Origin of the sequence: Skermanella stibiiresistens SB22 (assembly GCF_000576635.1) — a bacterium.
GTDB classification, from domain to species: Bacteria; Pseudomonadota; Alphaproteobacteria; order Azospirillales; family Azospirillaceae; genus Skermanella; species Skermanella stibiiresistens.
Genome location: NZ_AVFL01000010.1, coordinates 94,055 through 113,696 on the forward strand (window position 1 = coordinate 94,055; position 19,642 = coordinate 113,696).

22 protein-coding genes are annotated in these 19,642 nt (G+C 66.1%); 12 read left to right on the forward strand and 10 right to left on the reverse strand.

The features are described from left to right. Positions 1-38: 38 nt before the first annotated feature. From N825_RS15190 to N825_RS15210, 5 genes are all read left to right on the forward strand, one after another. Positions 39-908: a branched-chain amino acid ABC transporter permease gene (locus N825_RS15190; RefSeq protein WP_037453373.1), complete on the forward strand. Its 870-nt coding sequence runs from the start codon at positions 39-41 to the stop codon at positions 906-908. A gap of 7 nt (positions 909-915) precedes the next feature. Continuing rightward, positions 916-1,950, forward strand: a complete 1,035-nt coding sequence (locus tag N825_RS15195) for a branched-chain amino acid ABC transporter permease (protein ID WP_037453376.1) — start codon at positions 916-918, stop codon at positions 1,948-1,950. After that, positions 1,947-2,696: an ABC transporter ATP-binding protein gene (locus N825_RS15200; protein ID WP_037453378.1), complete on the forward strand. Its 750-nt coding sequence runs from the start codon at positions 1,947-1,949 to the stop codon at positions 2,694-2,696. The genes N825_RS15195 and N825_RS15200 overlap by 4 nt, the downstream gene beginning before the upstream one ends. After that, on the forward strand, positions 2,696-3,400 hold the full coding sequence (locus tag N825_RS15205) for an ABC transporter ATP-binding protein (protein WP_037453681.1): 705 nt from the start codon (positions 2,696-2,698) through the stop codon (positions 3,398-3,400). The genes N825_RS15200 and N825_RS15205 overlap by 1 nt, the downstream gene beginning before the upstream one ends. A gap of 157 nt (positions 3,401-3,557) precedes the next feature. Further along, positions 3,558-4,217, forward strand: coding sequence for a glycoside hydrolase family 25 protein (locus tag N825_RS15210; protein WP_051512402.1), 660 nt, complete (start codon positions 3,558-3,560; stop codon positions 4,215-4,217). Between the two features lie 6 nt (positions 4,218-4,223). On the opposite strand, the gene N825_RS15215 is transcribed toward N825_RS15210, so the two are convergent. Next, positions 4,224-4,868 carry a LysE family translocator gene (locus N825_RS15215; protein WP_037453380.1) on the reverse strand — a complete coding sequence of 215 codons (645 nt, stop codon included), beginning with the start codon at positions 4,866-4,868 and terminating at the stop codon, positions 4,224-4,226. Between the two features lie 108 nt (positions 4,869-4,976). Further along, complete coding sequence (locus N825_RS15220) at positions 4,977-6,644, reverse strand: MFS transporter (RefSeq protein WP_063833817.1); 1,668 nt, start codon at positions 6,642-6,644, stop codon at positions 4,977-4,979. Between the two features lie 201 nt (positions 6,645-6,845). Here N825_RS15220 and N825_RS15225 point away from each other — a divergent pair, with 201 nt between their 5' ends. Continuing rightward, positions 6,846-7,322 (forward strand): CYTH domain-containing protein, encoded by a 477-nt coding sequence (locus tag N825_RS15225; RefSeq protein ID WP_037453690.1) that lies wholly within the window; start codon positions 6,846-6,848, stop codon positions 7,320-7,322. Positions 7,323-7,374: 52 nt separating this feature from the next. Here the strand turns inward: N825_RS15225 and hisE are convergent, their stop codons facing one another. From hisE to N825_RS15255, 6 genes are all read right to left on the reverse strand, one after another. Further along, positions 7,375-7,740, reverse strand: a complete 366-nt coding sequence (gene hisE / locus N825_RS15230; RefSeq protein ID WP_051512404.1) for a phosphoribosyl-ATP diphosphatase — start codon at positions 7,738-7,740, stop codon at positions 7,375-7,377. Positions 7,741-7,910: 170 nt separating this feature from the next. Continuing rightward, a complete protein-coding gene (locus N825_RS15235; RefSeq protein ID WP_037453383.1) occupies positions 7,911-8,687 on the reverse strand; it encodes an ABC transporter ATP-binding protein in 777 nt (258 codons plus the stop codon). After that, on the reverse strand, positions 8,684-9,553 hold the full coding sequence (locus N825_RS15240) for an ABC transporter ATP-binding protein (protein ID WP_037453386.1): 870 nt from the start codon (positions 9,551-9,553) through the stop codon (positions 8,684-8,686). The genes N825_RS15235 and N825_RS15240 overlap by 4 nt, the downstream gene beginning before the upstream one ends. Next, entirely contained in the window at positions 9,550-10,479 is a 930-nt protein-coding gene (gene nikC, locus N825_RS15245; protein WP_037453389.1) for a nickel transporter permease, read from the reverse strand. Before nikC ends, N825_RS15240 begins: the two co-directional genes overlap by 4 nt. Continuing rightward, the gene (locus tag N825_RS15250; RefSeq protein ID WP_157619269.1) at positions 10,476-11,444 is read right to left on the reverse strand and encodes an ABC transporter permease; all 969 of its coding nucleotides are present in this window, start codon (positions 11,442-11,444) and stop codon (positions 10,476-10,478) included. The genes nikC and N825_RS15250 overlap by 4 nt, the downstream gene beginning before the upstream one ends. A 108-nt stretch (positions 11,445-11,552) precedes the next feature. Beyond that, positions 11,553-13,163: an ABC transporter substrate-binding protein gene (locus N825_RS15255; protein WP_037453393.1), complete on the reverse strand. Its 1,611-nt coding sequence runs from the start codon at positions 13,161-13,163 to the stop codon at positions 11,553-11,555. A gap of 259 nt (positions 13,164-13,422) precedes the next feature. On the opposite strand from N825_RS15255, the gene N825_RS15260 reads away from it, so the two are divergent. Continuing rightward, on the forward strand, positions 13,423-14,679 hold the full coding sequence (locus N825_RS15260; protein WP_245613128.1) for an MFS transporter: 1,257 nt from the start codon (positions 13,423-13,425) through the stop codon (positions 14,677-14,679). A gap of 25 nt (positions 14,680-14,704) precedes the next feature. Here N825_RS15260 and N825_RS15265 read toward each other — a convergent pair whose 3' ends face one another. Further along, a complete protein-coding gene (locus tag N825_RS15265) occupies positions 14,705-15,250 on the reverse strand; it encodes a hypothetical protein (RefSeq protein ID WP_037453397.1) in 546 nt (181 codons plus the stop codon). After that, on the reverse strand, positions 15,247-16,200 hold the full coding sequence (locus N825_RS15270; RefSeq protein WP_037453399.1) for a hypothetical protein: 954 nt from the start codon (positions 16,198-16,200) through the stop codon (positions 15,247-15,249). The genes N825_RS15265 and N825_RS15270 overlap by 4 nt, the downstream gene beginning before the upstream one ends. Before the next feature lie 285 nt (positions 16,201-16,485). Here N825_RS15270 and N825_RS15275 point away from each other — a divergent pair, with 285 nt between their 5' ends. The 5 genes from N825_RS15275 to N825_RS15295 all read left to right on the forward strand — a co-directional run bounded on the left by N825_RS15275 (position 16,486) and on the right by N825_RS15295 (position 19,624). After that, positions 16,486-17,325, forward strand: coding sequence for a branched-chain amino acid aminotransferase (locus tag N825_RS15275; RefSeq protein WP_037453400.1), 840 nt, complete (start codon positions 16,486-16,488; stop codon positions 17,323-17,325). After that, positions 17,322-17,837, forward strand: coding sequence for a GNAT family N-acetyltransferase (locus N825_RS15280; protein ID WP_037453402.1), 516 nt, complete (start codon positions 17,322-17,324; stop codon positions 17,835-17,837). The genes N825_RS15275 and N825_RS15280 overlap by 4 nt, the downstream gene beginning before the upstream one ends. Beyond that, positions 17,834-18,523: an FkbM family methyltransferase gene (locus N825_RS15285; RefSeq protein WP_051512405.1), complete on the forward strand. Its 690-nt coding sequence runs from the start codon at positions 17,834-17,836 to the stop codon at positions 18,521-18,523. Before N825_RS15280 ends, N825_RS15285 begins: the two co-directional genes overlap by 4 nt. Before the next feature lie 121 nt (positions 18,524-18,644). Beyond that, entirely contained in the window at positions 18,645-19,001 is a 357-nt protein-coding gene (locus tag N825_RS15290) for a response regulator (protein WP_037453405.1), read from the forward strand. 8 nt (positions 19,002-19,009) lie between these two features. Then, positions 19,010-19,624, forward strand: a complete 615-nt coding sequence (locus tag N825_RS15295; RefSeq protein ID WP_037453702.1) for a hypothetical protein — start codon at positions 19,010-19,012, stop codon at positions 19,622-19,624. Positions 19,625-19,642: the final 18 nt, after the last annotated feature.

A 19,642-nucleotide genomic window follows, 5' to 3' on the forward strand; every position in this document is an offset into this window, starting at 1 on the left:
CCCCACTCCGCCCGCCGCCCAAGGTTCAGTAAACACCGATGCCTTTGGACTTCTATTTGAACGTCGCCGCCGGCGGCCTGCTGACCGGCTTGGTCTATGGTCTGGCCGCCCTTGGCCTGTCCGTCATCTTCGGCGTCGTGCGCATCGTCAACTTCGCCCATGGCGAGTTGATGGTGATCGGGATGTACGCCGCCGTGCTTGCGGCGGGCTCGCTGGGGATCGATCCGCTGCTGGCGGCGCCCGTGGTGGCGGCGCTGCTGTTCGCGGTCGGCTATGGACTGCAACGGGGGCTGATCAACCGGTTCATCGACCGGCCCGACCACATGCAGTTCATCCTGCTGGTCGGCGTCGCCATGGTCATCGTCAACGGCTTGCTGATCGCCTTCGGCCCGGACTCGCAAAGCGCGCAGGTGCCCTACGCCTTCGACGCGATCGAGATCGGGCCGCTGCTGCTGGACACGACCAAGGTCTACGCCGGCGTCGGGGCCCTGGCGGTCGCGGCCCTGCTGTTCCTGTTCTTCCGCCTGAGCCTGACCGGCAAGGCGATCCGCGCCTGCTCCGACAACCAGCTTGGTGCCCGCGTCGTCGGCTTGAACGTGGAACGGCTCTACGCCCTGACCTTCGGCCTCGGAGCCGCCACCGCCGGGATCGCCGGCTGCCTGATGACGCTGCTGGTCGACGTCCGCCCGCAGCTGGCGCCGGAATACACGCTGCTCAGCTTCATCATCGTGATTGTCGGCGGCTTGGGCAGCATGGGTGGCGCCCTGCTCGGCGGGGTGCTGATCGGCATCTCGGAGGCGATGGCCGGTTTCCTCATCCTGCCCTCGATGAAGAGCATGTTCAGCTATGGCCTGCTGATCCTCGTCCTCCTCCTCCGGCCCCAGGGCCTGCTTGGCAAGAGGCCGTGACGACGCCATGACGACCCTATTCGACCAACTGACGGCGCGCGGCCGCGTCGCCCTCGGCCTCTTCGCGCTCGCCCTGCTCGCCGTGCCGTTCTTCGCCGACGGCTATCTGATCTCCGTCATCACCCTGGTGCTGTGGTTCGCCTATGTCGGGCAGGCCTGGAACGTGATGATGGGTTTCGCCGGTCAGCTCTCGCTCGGCCACTCGCTCTATGTCGGGCTGGGAGCCTACGCCAGTGCCGCGCTGTTCGTGCATTTCGGCGTCGGCCCCTGGGCTGGCGTGTGGCTCGGCATGCTGGCGGCCACGCTGGCCGGAGCCATCATCGGCACTCTGGGGTTCCGCTTCGCGATCCGGGGCGTCCACTTCGCCCTGCTGACCATCGCCTTCGCGGAGTTCACCCGGATCGCCTTCGACCACATCGGCTGGCTTGGTGGGTCGGGCGGCTTCTTCCTGCCGGTGGGGGATGCCGCCGGCGCCAACCCGTTCGACCTGCGCGGCTCGCCCGCCCTGTTCTACTACGTCATCCTGGCCCTGACCTTCGGGGCGCTGGCGCTGTGCCGCCGCCTGCTGCACAGCAGGATCGGCTATTTCTGGCTCGCCATCCGCGAGGACCAGGAGGCTGCGCAGGCGGTCGGCATCGACGTGTTCCGCGCCAAGCTGATCGCCGTGATGATCTCGGCCGCCATGACCAGCCTGGGCGGCGTGTTCTACGCCTTCTTCTACAACAACCTGTTCCCCGAGCAGATCTTCTCCGTCGGCCGCTCGATCGAGCTGATCCTGGCGCCGGTGATCGGCGGCATCGGCACCCTGTTCGGCCCCATCTTCGGCGCCTTCATCCTGACGCCGCTGGCCGAGCTGGTGACCTGGGGCGTGGAGAGCGCTGGGCTCGACATGCCGGGCATCAAGCAGATCTTCTACGGTCTGGCCTTGGTCGCCATCGTGGTCTACCGCCCCGAGGGCGTCTGGCCCTGGGTCGCCCGCCATCTGAGGCTGGTCCACCAACCCGGTGACCAGCCAAGTCACCGGGCGGGAGACCGGCCATGACGACCCTGCTTGAGGTGGACAACCTGTCCAAGCAGTTCCGAGGCCTACGCGCGGTCTCCAATGTCAGCTTCTCGGTTCCCGAGGGCGCCATCGTCGCCTTGATCGGACCCAACGGCGCCGGCAAGACGACGACCTTCAACCTGATCGCCGGCGTGATGCCGCCGAACGAAGGCGAGGTCCGGCTGGCCGGCCGGCGGCTGACGGGGCTGCGGCCCGATCAGGTCTGCGCCGCCGGCGTCGGCCGCACCTTCCAGCTGGTCAAGCCGTTCGGCGACCTGTCGGTCGAGGACAACGTGCTTGTCGGAGCGCTGCACCGCCGTCCGCGCATCGCCGATGCCCGGCGTCACGCGGTCCAGGTGCTGGAACTGCTGGAGCTTGGCCCCAAGCGCCACCAGATCGCCCGAGGACTGACCCTGCCGGAGCGGAAGCGCCTGGAGGTCGCCCGCGCGCTGGCGACCGAGCCGCGCATCCTGCTGCTGGACGAGGTGATGGCCGGCCTGCGCCCGACCGAGACCGACCGGCTGGTCGAGGTGCTGCGCGATCTCAACCGCGACACCGGCATGACCATCCTGCTGATCGAGCACGTCATGCGCGCGGTGATGGCGCTGTCCAGCCGCGTCGTCGTGCTGGACCACGGCGTCAGGATCAGCGAGGGCGCTCCGGCGGAGGTGGTCGCTGACCCCAAGGTGATCGAGGTCTATCTGGGCAGCGCCCTGGAGAGTGGTGAGGAGGGATCCGGCCCATGATGCTGACGATCGAAGGGCTCGACCTGCTGTACGGCGATGCCCAGGCGCTCGACGACGTCTCGCTGGACGTGCCCGAGGGCGCCGTCACCGCCATCATCGGCGCCAATGGCGCCGGCAAGACATCGCTGATCCGGACGGTGTCGGGCATCCTGCGCCCCGCCCGCGGCAGCATCCGGTTCGAGGGGCGCGAGATCGCGGGCTTGCCCAGCCACACCGTCTGCGACCTCGGCATCGGCCAAGTCGCGGAAGGCCGGCAGGTCTTCCCAACCATGACCGTCCGCGAGAACCTGGAAATGGGCGCCGTCATCCCGCGCGCCCGCGAGCGGGCCAAGGCCAACCTGGAGCGCATGCTGGTTCTGTTCCCCCGGCTGGGCGAACGCCTGCGCCAAGCCGCCGGCACCCTCTCGGGGGGAGAGCAGCAGATGCTGGCGATTGGCCGCTGCCTGATGGGCGAGCCGCGTGTCATCCTGTTCGACGAACCCTCGCTCGGCCTCGCCCCCGCCGTGGTGCAGGAGTTGTTCCGCATCATCAAGCGCCTGCGCGACGAGGGCATGACCATCGTGCTGGTCGAACAGAACGTCGCGGCATCCCTGCACCTCGCCGCGACCGCCCATGTCCTGGAACAGGGCCGCATCGTGCTGAGCGGCACCGGGCCGGAATTGCTCGACAATCCGAAGGTGCAGGAAGCCTATCTGGGCCTGTGAGGCCGCCAGACCCTCATACACCAATCACTCGTTGATAAAACTATGATATCCACAACTTTGTTCCCAAGTCCCATCGAATAAACGACAATAGCCGAACAACGCGATTTCCACCGCCGTGCCACACCTTCCGGCGCGGCGGTTTGGCGAGGGTTCGGGCATGAGCGGTATTCAAGGGATCGACGTCAGCAAGTGGCAGGGCACCGTCGACTGGTCGGAGGTCGCGTCATCCGGATGCCGGTATGGCATCGCGCGGGCGGCCTATGGCTCCACCATCGACACGAGTTTCTCCCAGAACTGGTCCGGCATCGCGGCGGCGGGGATGTATCGCGGCGCCTACCAGTTTTACCGGAACCCGGCCAACGTGTCGGTGTCGGACCAGATCAGCGCCTTCAAGTCGGCCTTCGGCTCCGCTGGATACGGCACGGGCGAGTTGCCGCCCGCCATCGACGTGGAATCCAACTCCACCAACGACGACCCGCTGACAACCCAGGCCGAGATCGACACCTATGTGGCGGGCATCCAGACTTGGCTCGATTCGATCGAACAATGGTCCGGCTATGTGCCCATGATCTACACGACGGCTTCCTACTGGAGCCAGCTCGGCAACCCCGCGGGCTTCGGCGGCTATCCGTTATGGGTCGCCAATTACGGGGTCGCGACACCGACGCTCCCCGAGGGCTGGACCACCTACACGTTCTGGCAGTATTCCGACACCGGCACCGTGCCCGGCGTCACCGGCTCGTGCGATCAGGATGTCTTCAACGGCAACCAAGCGCAACTCAAGGCCCTGACCAAACAGGACGCCACCGTCGCGTGAGACGCCTCAGGGACGCCGGGCGTCCAGGATCAGCTTGACGCCGAACGCGATCAGCACTCCGCCGGTGACGCGGTCCAGGGCCCGCACGAGTCCTGGCCGGTGGAGCGCCCGCGCCAGAGGCCGCGTCGCCGTGATCAGCAGCCCGAACCACAGGATGCCCTCGATTGCGTGGATCAGGGCCAGCAGGACGGTGAACGACACCACCTCGACCCCGAACGGCACGAACTGCGGCAGGAACGTCACGTAGAACACGCCGACCTTGGGGTTGAGGATGTTGGTTGCGAAGCCTCGGACGAACCAGCCCCGCGCCGACGTCCCCACCCCCTGCCCGCCTTCCGCAACCACCCCGCCATCGAACCCGGACCGCGCGCCCAGCACCATCCGCCCGCCCAGGTACAGCAGATAACCCGCTCCCGCCCAGCGGAGGATCGCGTAGCCGGTTTCCGAGGCGGCCAGCAGCGCCCCAAGCCCAAACGCCGCGATCAACCCCCACGCCAGACACCCCACGCAAACGCCAACCCCCGCCAGGAACGCCCGGCGCCCGCCCTCGACGGCGGCGGTCCGCAGCACCAAGGCGGTGTCGAGACCCGGCGTGATGGTGACCAGGGCGGCGGCGATGGTGAAGGCGATCAGGGCTTCGGCGGTGGTCATTCATCCTGTCCTCAGCTCGGGCGAGCGCGTCGATCACCCTCCACGCCATGACCTGCGAGCATTGATCCGTCATGCCGCCCAACGCCATCGATTTTTAGAAGCCTCGCCTCAATGCTCCGCGTCCACCCCCGGCGGCCAGCCCATGCGCGGCGTGCCGCGCGCCAGCAGGTGCGAGACGCGCGGCTCGGCGGCTCCGCGGTGGAACGCGCGGACCAGTTGCAGCGTCTCCTGGTCGGCCATGGTGGCGCGGCGCTGGTGGCGCAGATCGTCCAGCCAGGATTTCAGCAGGAAGGCCTCGACCCAGCGGCGCGGGTTCGCGGCGTCCTGGTACAGCGTCCAGCGCACCGCCCCGTCGCGTTTCCGCAGCCGGCGCAGGCTGCGCATCGCTCCGGAGAAGGCGGGCGCGTCGGCGGGATCGACCTCGTATTCCACGGTCACCGCGACCGAACCCGGTCCCGCGTCCACACCCGGCGCCAAGGTCGGGCGCGGGATGGCGACGATCGGCGACAGGTCGGGCGCGATGTTGGCCGGCAGCCGGAAGCGCAGCGCCAGCACCATGCTCAGCGCCAGCCCGACGCCGGAGAGGATCAGCGCCTTGCCGGTGCCGATCGTCTCCGCCGCATGACCCCAGCCCCAGCTTCCCAGCGCCAGCCCGCCAAACAGCGACATCTGATAGATCGAGAGCACCCGCGCCTTGACCCAGTTGGCGGCGGACAGCTGGACCATGACGTTGAAGCTGGACAGCGTCGTCATCCACGCGGCCCCGCCCAGCACCAGCGCCGGCACCACCACGTAGAGGCTGGGGAACAGCCCGACCAGCAGCGTGGCCGCCGCGAACGCGGTGGTCCCGATCGCGACCAGCAGCTGCCCGCTGGTCCGCCGGCGCAGCGTGCCGATGTTCAGCGCTCCCAGGATCGCGCCGATGCCCAGGCTGCCCAGCAGCACGCCATAGGTGAATGGCCCTCCCCCCATGTCCTGCCGCGCCACCAGCGGCAAAAGCGCCCACACCGCCCCCGCCAGCCCGGTGAAGACGAAGCAGCGCAGCATCACGGTCATGATGGTGGGTGAGCCGCCGACATAGCGCAGCCCGCTGACCATCGCCGGCAACAGGCCCTCGCGCGGCAACTCGTCGCCCTGCGGCTTCGGCCGCCACATCAGCAGCACGCCGATGATGAAGACGTTGGAGACCGCGTTCAGGATGAACGACGCCTGCACCCCCAGCGAGGCGACCACCAAACCACCGATCGCCGGCCCGACCGAGCGGGCGATGTTGAAGCCGATGCTGTTCAGCGCCACGGCGGTCGGCAGTTCCGAGCGCGGCACCAAATCGCCGACCGACGCCTGATAGGCTGGCTGGCGCAAGGCCGACCCACTGTCCAGCACGAAGACCAGCGCCAGCAGCAGCCACGGTGTCACGGCCCCCACCCCCTCCATCACCGCGATCAGGGTCGCTCCCGACAACACGATGATCTGGCCGATCAGGAAGACCAGCCGCCTGTCCCACAGATCGGCCAGCGCGCCGCCGAACAGCGAGAACATCAGCACCGGCATGGCGGTCGCCGATTGGACCAGCGCCACCATGGCGGCGCTGTCCGAGATCGTGGTCATCAGCCAGGCGGCCCCGACCGACTGGATCCAGACGCCCAGGTTGGACGCCAAGGTCGCGAACCAGATCGCCCGGAACATCGGATAACGGAAGGGGGCCAGCGAGGCTGGCAAGCGGGATACAGCCACGGTGCCGTCGGCGGGCTTGGTGTCTTCTTCTCGAGCCGGCATGGTTTGGGTTGGATCAGTCTCGGAAACGCGTTGGCGGATGTGAGCCATCGAAGAGGGATCACCCTCATCTCAACACATCAGGGCGACAACCGAGCCAACGAATGTCCAAACAAACAGCATATGACGGAGGCGGTATTCCCCTTTACGGGGTGCGGTGGCCGGTCTAAGCTCCACCGCATCGCAACCGCTCGGCTGGCGACTATGTCATTCGAAATCGAAAGAAGATTCCTGGTCTGTCAGGACGTCCACAGGCTCTGCGTGGATGGTGACAGAATATTACAGGGATATTTTTCTTTTGACGGCCAATCGAAGATCAGGATCAGGACACGCGGCGATGAGGCGTTCCTGACGATCAAGGGTCCGCGACATGGCGTCACCCGCACCGAATACGAGCGGAATATTCCAGTTCCCTTGGCGGCGGCTATGCTATCGCGCCTGCCGTGGAACCGACTGATCCAGAAGACGCGCTACATCATTCCACACGATGGCATGGATTGGGAAATCGACGTGTTCGAGGGGCTCAACGCCGGCTTGATCATCGCCGAGATCGAACTCGCCCACGCGGAGCAGGAGATCACCCTGCCCCCTTGGATAGGTCGCGAGGTCACCTACGACGATCGTTACGGAAACTCCAACCTTTCCGTCGACCCCATCTCAGCCTGGGTACGAGCCGCCTGACGCGCCGAAGCGATTTGGCGAGGCGCTTGGGCATCCAGCCCCGCAGGTACTTTCAAACAGCCTTCCGCACCGGAAAAGCCTCGTCCAAAACGGGCAACCGCTCGCCCGACTTGGGCAATTTCTCCGCGATGCCGAAGGCGGCCTCGCGGCGGCGCAACTCCTCCCAGATCTCCTCGGGCGTGATGCCCATGTCCGCCCACAGGACCGTGAGATTATAGATCAGGTCGGCGCTCTCGGCGACGACACCGTCATGGTTGTCCTGTATCGCCTCGATCACGATCTCGACCGCCTCCTCCCCGACCTTCTGGGCCATCTTGTCGCGGCCCGCCTGATGGAGCTTGGCCGTGCGCGATTTCTTGGGATCGAGGTTTCGGCGCTCTAGGATGGAGTCGTAAAGGCGTCGCAACAAGTCATTCATGATATGGGTACCATCAGGCCACGAAACCGAGCGACAGGGCCGCACGACAAGGCTGGGCGGAATTGGGGATCCCCTCGACTATGCCTTACCGGACCTTATCCGCGAAACGCAATCGCCAACGTCACTAGTGGTAAGCTGCCGCGGGGGCCGTCGAGCGTTCCATGTCCCGGTCAGGCGAAATCGCGGAAGCTGTCGGCCGCGGCGCGGTCATAGCCAAGGCTGGCCCGCAGAAGCTGCCGCGTGTAGTCCTGCGACGCCTCGCCCCGCCGGAGCGTCACGGCGTCCATCTCCTCGACGACCCGTCCACGGTTCATCACCGCCAAGCGGTCGCACATGAAGGCGACCACGGAAAGATTGTGGCTGACCAGTATGTAGGTCAGCGCCAGTTCGCTCCGCAGCCGCTTCAGAAGGTTGAGGATCTCCGCCTGGACCGAGACGTCCAGGGCGGAGGTCGGCTCGTCCAGCAGCAGCACGCGCGGTTCCAGGATCAGGGCGCGCGCGATGGCGACCCGCTGGCGCTGGCCGCCGGAAAGCTGGTGCGGAAAGCGGAAGCGGAATTGCGGGCCGAGCCCAACCTCGCGCAGCACGCGGTCGATCCGCTTGTCGGCGTCGCCCATGCCGTGGATCGCCACCGGCTCCTCCAGGATGCGGTCGACCGTGTGGCGGGGATGCAGCGAGCCGTAGGGGTCCTGGAACACCATCTGGCAGCGCTTGTGGAACGCCTTGTCGCGCCTCTGACGCTGCGCCTCGCCATCGACCGAGATGATCCCGGTCCAATCGGGATTGAGCCCGCTTATCGCGCGCAGCACGGTGGATTTGCCGGAGCCGGACTCGCCGACCAGCCCGAAACTCTCCCCCGCTCCGACGCGGAACGTGACATCGCGGACCGCGTGGATGGCGCCGCCACCATGGCCGAAGATGACGTTCAGATCCTCGACCTCGATCACGTCGCCCCTCCCTTCGGGTCGCCCGCCGTGGCCCAGGCGGGATCGCGGGTCAGCACCGGCAGTTCGGCCCGCGTCTCGTCAAGCCTCGGCAGGCTGTCCAGCAGGCCGCGCGTGTAGGGATGCTTGGCTGACCGCAGCTCGTCGGCCCGGCAGGTCTCCACCACGCGCCCCGCGTACATGATCAGGATGCGGTCGCAGAACGACGCCACCAGATTGAGATCGTGGCTGATGAAAATCAGGCCCATGCCGCGCCCGCCGCACAGCTCGTCCATGATCGCCAGCACCTGCATCTGGACGGTGACGTCCAGGGCCGAGGTCGGCTCGTCCGCGATCAGCAGGGCGGGATCGGGGATCAGCATCATGGCGATCATGATCCTCTGTCCCATGCCGCCGGAAACCTCATGCGGGTACAGGCCGAAAACCCGCTCCGGATCGCGGATGCGGACCGCCTCCAGCATCTCCAGCGTGCGGCGCCGGGCGTCGCTTCGGCTCGCCTTGGTGTGGACCTGATAGGCCTCCGCGATCTGGTGGCCGACCGTCATGACCGGGTTCAGCGAGAACTTGGGGTCCTGCATCACCATGGAGATCCCACGGCCGCGGATGCCGCGCATCCGGCGCTCCGACGCGGTCCGAAGGTCGGTGCCGTCGAACTCGATCCGATCGGCGGTGACCTCGCCCGGCGGCGGCACCAGCCGCAGGATGGCGCGGCCGGTCATCGACTTGCCCGAGCCGGACTCGCCGACGATGCCCAGCTTCTCCCGCCCGACGGTGAAGGAGACGCCGCGTACGGCCTCGGTGAAACCATCGCGCGACGGGAAGCGGACCCGCAGGTTGTCGACATTCAAGAGGGGTTTCAGATCGCTCATCCGTTCTTCGGGTCCAGCACGTCGCGCAGCCCGTCGCCCAGCAGGTTGAAGCCCAAGCTGACGACGAAGATCGCCAAGCCCGGCAAGGTCGCGACCCACCACTGTTCCAGCAGGTATTGCCGCCCGGTCGAGATCATGGCGCCCCATTCCGGCAGCGGCGGCTGCGCTCCCAAACCCAGGAAGCCCAAGCCCGCCGCGGTCAGGATGATGCCGGCCATGTCCAGCGTCACCCGCACGATCAGCGACGAGGTGCAGAGCGGGATGACATGCCCCAGGATGATCCTGACCGGCGAGGCGCCCTGGAGCCGCACGGCGCTGATGAAGTCGCTGTTGCGGATGGTCATCGTCTCGGCTCGGGCGATGCGGGCATAGGGCGGCCACGAGGTGATCGCGATGGCGATGATCGCGTTGCCGATGCCGGGGCCGAGCGCCGCGACGAAGGCCAGCGCCAGGATCAGCTTGGGGAAGGCCAGGAAGATGTCGGTGATCCGCATCAGCACGATGTCGGTCCAGCCGCCCAAATAACCGGACACCGTCCCGATCAGCAGCCCGACCACCGGAGCGGTCACGGCGACCAGCAACACGATGTACAGCGTCAGCCGCGAGCCGTGGACGATCCGCGAATAGATGTCCCGGCCGAACTGGTCGGTGCCGAACCAATGCGCGCCGCTGGGCGGCTGGAGGCGGTTGGCGAGATCCTGATCATAGGGCGAGTGGGTGGCGATCAGCGGGGCCAACAGCGCCATCAGGATCAGCAGCACGATGATGCCGAGCCCGACCATCGCCAGCCGGTTGCGCGCGAAGGCCAGCCAGCCGCCATAGAGCCGCCCCAGCCGCGCCTGCGTCCTAGAGCCCGGCGTGTCGGTCAGCAGCCACTCCCGCATGCCGCCCGGACCTTCGGGGCTGGAAACGTGTCGTTCGGTCATCGTCTCGCTCGCGGGTCGAGCACCCGGTACAGCAGGTCGGACAGCAGGTTGAGGCCGATGAACACCGCGCCCACCACCAGCGTGCCGCCCAGCACCGCGTTCATGTCGGCGCTCAGCAGGCTGTTGGTGATGTACTGCCCCAGCCCCGGCCACGCGAACACCGTCTCGGTCAGCACCGAGCCCTCCAGCAGCGTGGCGTAGGACAGAGCCACGACGGTGATCAGCGGCACCGCGATGTTGCCCAGCGCGTGGCGCCAGATCACCCGCGCCTCGGACATGCCCTTGACGCGGGCTGTCGTGATGTATTCCTGGCGCAGCTGGTCCAGCATGAAGCTCCGCGTCATCCGGCTGATATAGGCGATGCTGAAATAGCCCAGGATCGACGCCGGCAGGATCAGGTGCGACAGCGCGTTCCAGAAGATCTCGGTCTCGCCGGCCAGCAGGGCGTCCACCGTCAGGATGCCGGTCATTGGATCGACCAGCCCGTCGTAGAACACGTCGAGCCTGCCGGGTCCCGGCACCCAGTCGAGCTTGGCGTAGAACAGCAGCAGCCCGACCAGCCCCAGCCAGAACACCGGCACCGAATAGCCCACCAGCCCCAGCACGCGGACCAGATGGTCGGGCCAGCGGCCGCGGTTGACGGCGGCCATCACGCCGGCGGGCACTCCCAGGATGACGCCGATGATCACCGCCGCCGTCGCCAGCTCCAGCGTGGCGGGAAAGACCCGGGCGACATCCTCCAGCACCGGCCGCGAGGTCAGCACCGAGGTGCCGAGGTCGCCGCGCGCGACATCGGCGACATAGAGTCCGAACTGCTGCCAGAGCGGGAGGTCCAGCCCCAGCTCGTGGCGCATCCGCTCATAGGTCTCGGCGTTGGCGCGGTCGCCGACGGCGGCCAGCACCGGGTCGATCGGCACGACGCGGCCGATCAGGAAGGTCACCAGCAGCAGCCCCAGCAGCGTCATCGCGACGGAGACCAGCAATCCCGCGATCCGCCGCGGCAGACCGGCGGGGCGCCGGGGCCGCCTCGCGGCGGTGTCGCCGCCCGCTTTGATGATATCGGTCAAGACGCGCTACTTCTTGGTCGCCAGCCGGTAATAGTTGGTGTCGAAACTGGGACCCCAGACCATCCCCTCGACATTGGTCCGCTCCGCCGCGACCTCGGTCTGCTGGAACATGATGACGAAGGGGCTATCCTCCATCACCTTCCTCTGCAAATCCTGGTACATGGCCGCGCGCTTGGCCGAATCCCGCTCCAACACCGCCGCGGCGGTCTCCTTGGTCAGTTCGGGAATGTCCCAGGCGTTGCGCCACGCCAGCGGCTTGGCGGCGGCGTCATCGGCGTTGTTGGGGTTGGACGCGAAGGTGTCGGCGTTGGTGTTGGGGTCCTGGTAGTCGGGGCCCCACTGACCGATATAGATGTCCTGGTTGCGCGCCCGATACTTGGTCAGGGCCTGCTTGCCGTCCATCGGCAGCAGCTCGATCTTGACGCCACCGGCGGCGGCGCTCGCCTGGATCGTCTGCGCCATGTCCATGGTCGGCGAGGTGTTGCGGACATCCATGCTGACCGTGAAGCCGTCGGGATAGCCCGCGGCGGTCAGCAGCTCGCGCGCCTTGGCCGGATCGTATTTGAACGGATTGTCCTCGACGGCACCCAGCATGCCCTTGGGCAGGAAGGCCTGATGGACGCTGCCGATGCCGTTCATGATGCTGCCGCGCATGGCGTCGTAGTTGACCAGATAGCGCATCGCCTTCCGCACCTCGGGCTTGGAGAGGATCGGATTCTTCTGGTTCAGGCTGATGTACCAGAGCGTGCCCTTCAGCGCCTCGACCAGCCGGATCTCCTTGGAGGATTTCAGCGGCTCAAACTGCTCGGGCTTCAGGTTGCGCGCGACGTCGACATCGCCCTTCTCCAGCAGTAGCCGCTGGGTGGCGGGCTCGGGGATGTGGCGGATGATCACCCGCTTCATGGCCGGAGCGCCCTCGCGGTACGCCGGGTTGGCGTCCAGCGTCAGCATCTCGCTGGGCTTCCACTGGCGCAGCTTGAACGGACCGGAACCGGCCGAATTGGTCTTCAACCAATTCCAGCCGAAATCGCCGTCCTTCTCATGTTCCTTCAGCAGCTTGGCGTCGACGATCGAGGCGACGCCGGCGGTCAGGCAATACAGCACGAAGGTCGGGGCGTAGGCTTGGTCGGTCTCGATCACTAGCGTGTTCGGGTCGGTCGCCTTGATCTTCTGATCGACATTGGACTTGGTGAAGCCGAACTGGGTCAGGATGAAGGCCGGCGACTTGTCCAGCTTGACCGCGCGCTGGAAGGAATAGGCCGCGTCCTCGGCCGTCAGCGCGTTGCCGGAATGGAACTTGACGCCGTTCCGGATCTTGAAGGTGTAGGTCTTGCCATCGTCCGACACCTGCCAGCTTTCCGCCAGCGCCGGCAGGATCTTGCTGACATCCTTGACGTCGTAGGTGATCAGGCGGTCATAGACCTGCGCGCCGTACTCGGCCCCGGACAGCTCGAAGATCTCGGCCGGATCGAGGCTGATGATATCGTCGAACTGCCACGCCATGACCAGCGAGTCCTTCGGCGTGTCGGCCCAAGCCGGGACGGCGACACTGGTGACGCCCGCGGCGACGCCAGCCAGGAAGGCGGCTCCAATCAAACTCCGGGCGAACTTTCTCATGAAGCGGCCTCTTTCCTGTCCAGCATCTTGTTGATTGCCGTTCCCATCCGCTGCCAGCGTCGGGAAACCCTGTTCCGCCAAAGGATTGATCACCCGGTCAGGTCCTGTCAAGCGACCCACCGGGAGTGCCGCGCCGCGTCGGCGGAGCGTGAATTGCTGCCCCACCGGTTTTGGGGGTCGCTTCGGCGGCGCCCAAGCGGCAGGATGCGGCCGCCATCGTTGGCCGCCCGTTCAATAAAAACCGTCAAGCTTACCCATCATGCTCCCTCCCGCCATGCCCTCCATCGTCCGCTCCATCTCGTCCCTGCTGATCGCCGTCGCCTTGCTGATGCTGGGCAGCGGCATGCTGAGCACCCTGGTGGGAGTGAGGCTGTCGTCGACCGAGGTCGGGCCGGTCGCCATCGGTTTCGTCATGGCGGCCTACTATGCCGGGCTGACGGCGGGCTCGCTCTTTGGCTACCGGGTGATCGTCAAGGTCGGGCACATCCGGGCGTTCTCCGCCTTCGCCTCGATCTTCTCCGCCGCGACCCTTGGGCACGCGCTGTGGCTCAACCTGCCGTTCTGGGCGCTGTTGCGGCTGGCGGAAGGCTTCTGCATGGCCGGACTGTTCATGTGCATCGAGAGCTGGCTGAACGAACGGGCGACCAGCGGCACGCGCGGCCGGATGCTGTCGCTCTACATGATCACCCTCTATGGGGCCATGGCGATCGGCCAGCAGTTGCTCAACCTCGACGATCCGACCGGGATGCTCCGCTTCATCGCGATCTCGATCCTGACCTCGCTGGCCCTGGTGCCGGTGGCGCTGACCCGCAATGGTCCGCCGATGCTGCCCAACATCGCGTCATTCGGCATCCGCCGCCTGTACGAGGCCTCGCCGCTCGGTATCTTCGGGACCTTCGTCAGCGGTTTGGTGACGGGAGCGATCTACGGCTTGGCCCCCGTCTATGGCACCGGGGCCGGCTTCGGCACCGCCGGGACCGCGCTGTTCATGACCGTGATCATCCTGGGCGGCGTGGCGCTGCAATGGCCGCTCGGCAAGCTGTCGGACCTGTTCGACCGCCGTACCGTGATCATCGGCCTGTCCGCCGCGACGGCCGCCGCCAGCCTCGGCATGATCGCCGCCGCCGGGATGGAGAGCCAGATCCCCCTGATGCTGGTCGCGGCGCTGTTCGGCGGCCTGTCCTTCACGATCTACCCGGTCTGCGTCGCCCACACCAACGACCACATCGACAAGTCGGAACTGGTCCAGGCGAGCGGCGGACTGATCCTGGCCTATTCGGTCGGCGCCACGATCGGCCCGCTGGCCGGCTCCGCCGTGATGTCCGCGCTGGGCAACCCCGGCCTGTTCACCTTCACCGCCGCCGGTGCCGCCACCGCCGTCGTGTTCGGCCTCTACCGCGCCGTCCAGCGCCCAGCCTTGCCGGCCGAAGCCCAAGGCCCCTTCCAAAGCCTTCCCCGCACCACCCCCGTCGTCGCCCCCCTCGACCCCCGCGGCGGCCAGCACGCGGCCGGCTGAATCGGTTCATGGTGGCGCCGGCGGACTATCCCGGAGTGGTCGGCTGGAGGTCGAAAAGCGTTCGCTGATCCACGATTTCCTTATTCCCCGCGGTTTGGGCGTCCGGGGCCGAGGGCGATGTCGCGGGAATTTCGATGCGTGGGTTCAGTCCGTACTCGGAGAACCATACCTGCGCGCTCAAGACCTCCGTCACTCCCTCTTTTTTGGCGAGCGCGATCAACAGGTGCCGTGTCAGCGGCCAGTTCAAATCCGTTCTGCGCTTGTACTCGGAAAAGGCGACGCTGAAACAACGCTCATCATCGCTGACAAGCAGATAGCTGACGTTCTTGACGAGACCCGCATTGAACCGGTGACGGGCGAGGTTTTCCATGATCTCGACCATGTTCCTTGCCACCGCTTCCGCATATCGCCCGCCTCTGACGGCATCCAACGCCTGTTGGACGACGATCCTCGGAGTGATCAACTGACAAGGCTGACACGCTTGCAGGGCATTCACCGCCAGTTTGCGAAGAGGTCCCTCCTGCGCCAGAAAAAGGAAGAAGTCGGTGTTGACCAGAACCCTCTTCGTCACATCGCGTCTCGATACAGCTGTTCCTCATAGGACATGATGAGGTTGACCAACGCCTTGTCGATCTTGGCATCCACTCCCTCTCCGGGGATGGGGAGCGTGCCCCAAATCGGTGGCTCCTCCGGGTCGCCAGACAGGTGGGATGCGGGACATTCCACGACTTTGCCGATCGAGAGGATCTTGATGATCTTACCCGTCACGCGCGAGACTTCCGCCTTGCCGAAGATCCGGGCGCAGAACTCATCAGGCTTGGAGAGAACCCGCGCCAGGATCGCGGCGGCATCTCCATGCGACGGCAAGGGAGCGCGGGTCACCCTCCCATCAACGGTCTCGAAGCCGAAATAGCCTTTGGAACCCTCGAAGTCGGGGATACTCGCCAAGACCTCGAAATCCTCGACCTCGATTTCCCTAAGGGCGCGTTCCAGTCTTAGTCGTTTGGCACCGTCATACCGCGCGCTGGTGTCGCCTTTGACTTGAACGGTGACGGTATCCCCGTGATCGAACCGCGTACCGAAATGCGCGAACTTGGTCAGCGCGTCGAACGACGCGTCCGGCAATCGTTCGACGGATGTATCCAGGGCGTTGAAGATCTCGCAGGTACGGATGGCCGCCTTCCGCATCTCATCGCCGATCAAGGGGAGAGGCATCTGCCCGGCTTGGCATGGCGACGTGAGTTCAACGGTGACGCAGTTGCGGGTGATCCGACCCAGCTTCAGATCCATCGCCGACAACAAGCCTTTCGGTCTCTTGCGCCTGTCGGGATTGTCCTTGAGCCAGAGATACGAGGCGAGTTCGCCAAGGGCTTCGCCGAATTGCTCCAGTTCCCTTAGGTATCTCAGTGATAGTTCATGGTTGACGAAGCTTGGCCCCTCGAAACGCAAAACCACCACCACACCACTGGCTGGAGTGGTCTTCGCGGCATCCTGATACGGCGTTTCGGTCATCAGCTTCATGTCCAAATGTTACACCGCACCATCCAGTTCCACACTATTCGAGAGTGCTTGGCGGCCACGTGCGTCCATATGCGCCACATCGATGGCAGGGAGGATGACACCGCCAGCGTTTAAATACCGTCAACCGTCGCGCGTTCACCCGACGCCCGCCCCCCTCTTCGGCCCATCGGTCAAGCCGCCCATTGGTTCGCGGCCCGGCAGGGGATATGCTCGCCGGAAACCGCCTGAGCGTCGCGCCGGGGCAATTCGGTCCCGGATCAATACCAATCGTGTGGAGTATGTTTCATGGCCGCCAGCGCCCTCACCTTCTTCAAAGGACAGTGGCTTGAAGGCAATCCGGGAATCATCGGGCCCATGCACCACTGCATGTGGCTGTCGTCGGTTGTGTTCGACGGCGCCCGCGCGTTCGAGGGCGTGACGCCCGACCTGGATCGCCACTGCGAGCGGGTGATCGCCTCCGCCCATGCCCTGGGCCTGGGTCCCATGCTGTCCGCCGGCGAGATCATGGAACTGGCGATCGATGGCATCGGACGCTTCCCGCCCGGCCACGCCCTGTACATCCGCCCGATGTTCTTCGCCGAGGCGGGCTGGGTCATGCCCGACCCGGCGAGCACCGCCTTCTGCCTGACCATCCACGAATCGCCGATGCCGGCCGTCGCCGGGTTCACCGCCTGCCTGTCGACCAAGCGCCGGCCGCTGCCCGGCACCGCGCCGACCGACGCCAAGGCCTCCGCCCTCTATCCCAACGCCGGGCTGGCGCTGCGCGAGGCGCAGACGCGCGGCTTCGACAACGCGGTGCTGCTCGACCCGCTGGGCAATGTCGCCGAGTTCGCGACCGCCAACCTGTTCATCGCCAAGGACGGCGTCGCCCACACCCCCGTCTGCAACGGCACCTTCCTGAATGGCATCACCCGCCAGCGCGTCGCCGGGTTGCTGCGCGACGCCGGCGTGCCGGTCCACGAGCGGACGATCACCTGGGCCGAGCTGATGGACGCCGATGAGGTCTTTTCGACTGGCAATTATTCCAAGGTCGTGCCGGTCACCCGCGTCGAGGACCGCCAGTTCGAGCCCGGCCCGCTGTTCCAGCGCGCCCGCGGCCTCTACTGGGACTTCGCGCACCAATGAGCTTCGCCGATGGGACGCCGCCGTTCCTGATACGGGATGCCCGCGACGGCGATGCCGAACAGCTGATCCGTCTGATGGCCGACGTGTTCGCCGAGTATCCCGGCTGCGTGCTCGACGTCGATGGCGAGGAGCCGGACCTCCGCGCCATCGCCACCGCCTATGCCGCCCAAGGCGGCCGGTTCTGGGTGGCGGAGCGCCCGGCCGACGGCCGCGTCGTCGGCATGGTCGGCGCCCGCCCGCTTCCTCCGTCCGGCGGCCACTGGGAATTGAAGAAGCTCTACGTCGACCAGAGCGCCCGAGGCAGCGGCCTAGGCACGTCGCTGATCGGCTTGGTCGAGGCGGAGGCAACCAGCCGCGGCGCTCCCTTGCTGGAACTGTGGAGCGACACCCGCTTCCACACCGCGCACCGGCTCTATGAACGGCTGGGTTACCAGCGCGGCGCCACGCTCCGCGAGCTGCGCGACCTCAGCGCCAGCGTCGAATACCATTTCACCAAGGCGTTGAGCCGATGACCGCGGATACCTCCCCTGGAACCGGCGTCAGCAAGGAGACGCGCTCCCTTGTCCGCATCCTGGAGCATCACGGGATAACCCTGGTCCTGGATGTCGGGGCCAATGTCGGCCAGTACGCGACCCGCCTGCGCCAGGGCGGCTGGGGCGGCCGGATCGTCTCCTTCGAGCCGCTGCCCGAGGCGCGCCAAGCCCTCGCCCCCGCATCCGCCCAGGATCCCCTGTGGGAAATCGCGCCGGCCGCGGCGCTGGGAGCCACCGAGGGGACGGTGACGCTCAACGTCTCGCCTGAATCGGACATGAGTTCGACCCTGCCGTTCCGGCCCGAAATGGGAGATCTCCTCGACAGCGCCGCCTATACCAGCGCCATCGAGGTCCCGCTGACCCGGCTGGACCATGTGTTCGACGACCACGCCACGCCCGCGGACCGCGTCTTCCTCAAGATCGACACCCAGGGCACCGAATCAGCGGTGCTGCGTGGTGTCTCCGGCCGGCTGGATCGGATCCAGGGTATCCAACTGGAGCTTTCGCTGGTTCCGGTCTATCAGGGCGAAGCCGATTATTTGGCCATGATCGCGACGATGACCGAGCTTGGATTCCAGCCAACGCTCTTCATTCCCGGCTATTTCAACCGGCGCACCGCCCGGCTGATTTCCATGGACGGCATCTTTACGCGCACAGCCGGGTAATTTTCATTTAAGCATCTGTAAATGACTTGTCCGTCATACCTGTATCCACGGTCACGGACCCTTTCCACGGGCGTCCGGGAGGACCGACGCAGAGCCTGCCGAGTGCCGTGAAAGTGACTTCATGACGACGATAATGATCATCGATGACAGCCAACTCGCCCGCAACATGGTGTCCGGCATGGTGCGGGGCGTCCGGCCGGACTGGGTGATCGTCACGGCCAAGAACGCGGACGACGCGCTGGAAAAGGTCAACGACGTGGTGCCCGACGTGGCGATCGTCGACTTCAACATGCCCGGCATGGACGGATTGAACCTCTCCAACGAGTTGCACTCCCGTTTCCCGAACCTGGACATCAGCATCCTGACCGCCAACGTGCAGGACAGCATCCGCAAGAAGGTGACCGACAAGGGTTTCCGCTTCGTCGAGAAGCCGATCACGCCGGACAAGATGCGCGACCTACTATCCCAGATCGCGTGATGCCAACCATGCGACTGAGCGAGCCCGAACACGACGCGATCATCGAACTGTTCAATCTCGGCATGGGCCGGGCCGCCAGCGCCCTGGGCCAGATGGTCGACGCCGAGGTGGCGTTGTCCGTACCGAGCCTGGACATCGTCCGCCGATCCGACGCCTCCGAGCAGTTGGGCTGCCCGGTCGGTGAGCGCATCTGCGCGGTCCGCCAGACCTTCGCCGGTCCGTTCGATGGCCAAGCGATGCTGATCTTCCCTGAAGGAAGCAGCTTGGAGTTGGTGCGCCGGCTGATGCCCGACAGCCCTCCCCTGGGCGACATGACCGACCTGGAGGAGGAGGCGCTGACGGAAGTCGGCAATGTCATCCTCAACCACTGCCTCGCCAGCTTCGCGAACCTGTTGCACGCGGAGATCCGCACCGAGATCCCGGTTTACCAGATCGGCCGGCCGGAGGAGATCATCGGCTCGGCCAATGGCGTCACCGTGGACTCCTATGTGCTGATCATCCGCGTCGACTTCGGCCTGTTCGCCAAGTTGATCGAGGGTCACGTGCTGTTCCTCCAGGACATCGCGTCGATCCAGGCCTTGCAGGCGGCGGTCCGCGCCTTCCTGGCCAGTATGGACAGCTGACTGGTCGGGGAACGAGTC

Bases quoted from the DNA above. Each gene is read 5' to 3' on its own strand.
- N825_RS15270 (WP_037453399.1), bottom strand. From the start codon at position 16,200: ATGAAGCTGATGACCGAAACGCCGTATCAGGATGCCGCGAAGACCACT.
- N825_RS15220 (WP_063833817.1), bottom strand. From the start codon at position 6,644: ATGCCGGCTCGAGAAGAAGACACCAAGCCCGCCGACGGCACCGTGGCT.
- N825_RS15285 (WP_051512405.1), top strand. From the start codon at position 17,834: ATGACCGCGGATACCTCCCCTGGAACCGGCGTCAGCAAGGAGACGCGC.
- hisE (WP_051512404.1), bottom strand. From the start codon at position 7,740: ATGAATGACTTGTTGCGACGCCTTTACGACTCCATCCTAGAGCGCCGA.
- N825_RS15275 (WP_037453400.1), top strand. From the start codon at position 16,486: ATGGCCGCCAGCGCCCTCACCTTCTTCAAAGGACAGTGGCTTGAAGGC.
- N825_RS15250 (WP_157619269.1), bottom strand. From the start codon at position 11,444: ATGACGCTGCTGGGGCTGCTGCTGGTGACCTTCCTGATCGGCCGCGTC.
- N825_RS15210 (WP_051512402.1), top strand. From the start codon at position 3,558: ATGAGCGGTATTCAAGGGATCGACGTCAGCAAGTGGCAGGGCACCGTC.
- N825_RS15295 (WP_037453702.1), top strand. From the start codon at position 19,010: ATGCGACTGAGCGAGCCCGAACACGACGCGATCATCGAACTGTTCAAT.
- N825_RS15215 (WP_037453380.1), bottom strand. From the start codon at position 4,868: ATGACCACCGCCGAAGCCCTGATCGCCTTCACCATCGCCGCCGCCCTG.
- N825_RS15200 (WP_037453378.1), top strand. From the start codon at position 1,947: ATGACGACCCTGCTTGAGGTGGACAACCTGTCCAAGCAGTTCCGAGGC.
- N825_RS15205 (WP_037453681.1), top strand. From the start codon at position 2,696: ATGCTGACGATCGAAGGGCTCGACCTGCTGTACGGCGATGCCCAGGCG.
- N825_RS15190 (WP_037453373.1), top strand. From the start codon at position 39: ATGCCTTTGGACTTCTATTTGAACGTCGCCGCCGGCGGCCTGCTGACC.
- N825_RS15195 (WP_037453376.1), top strand. From the start codon at position 916: ATGACGACCCTATTCGACCAACTGACGGCGCGCGGCCGCGTCGCCCTC.
- N825_RS15260 (WP_245613128.1), top strand. From the start codon at position 13,423: ATGCTCCCTCCCGCCATGCCCTCCATCGTCCGCTCCATCTCGTCCCTG.
- nikC (WP_037453389.1), bottom strand. From the start codon at position 10,479: ATGACCGAACGACACGTTTCCAGCCCCGAAGGTCCGGGCGGCATGCGG.
- N825_RS15240 (WP_037453386.1), bottom strand. From the start codon at position 9,553: ATGAGCGATCTGAAACCCCTCTTGAATGTCGACAACCTGCGGGTCCGC.
- N825_RS15225 (WP_037453690.1), top strand. From the start codon at position 6,846: ATGTCATTCGAAATCGAAAGAAGATTCCTGGTCTGTCAGGACGTCCAC.
- N825_RS15280 (WP_037453402.1), top strand. From the start codon at position 17,322: ATGAGCTTCGCCGATGGGACGCCGCCGTTCCTGATACGGGATGCCCGC.
- N825_RS15290 (WP_037453405.1), top strand. From the start codon at position 18,645: ATGACGACGATAATGATCATCGATGACAGCCAACTCGCCCGCAACATG.
- N825_RS15255 (WP_037453393.1), bottom strand. From the start codon at position 13,163: ATGAGAAAGTTCGCCCGGAGTTTGATTGGAGCCGCCTTCCTGGCTGGC.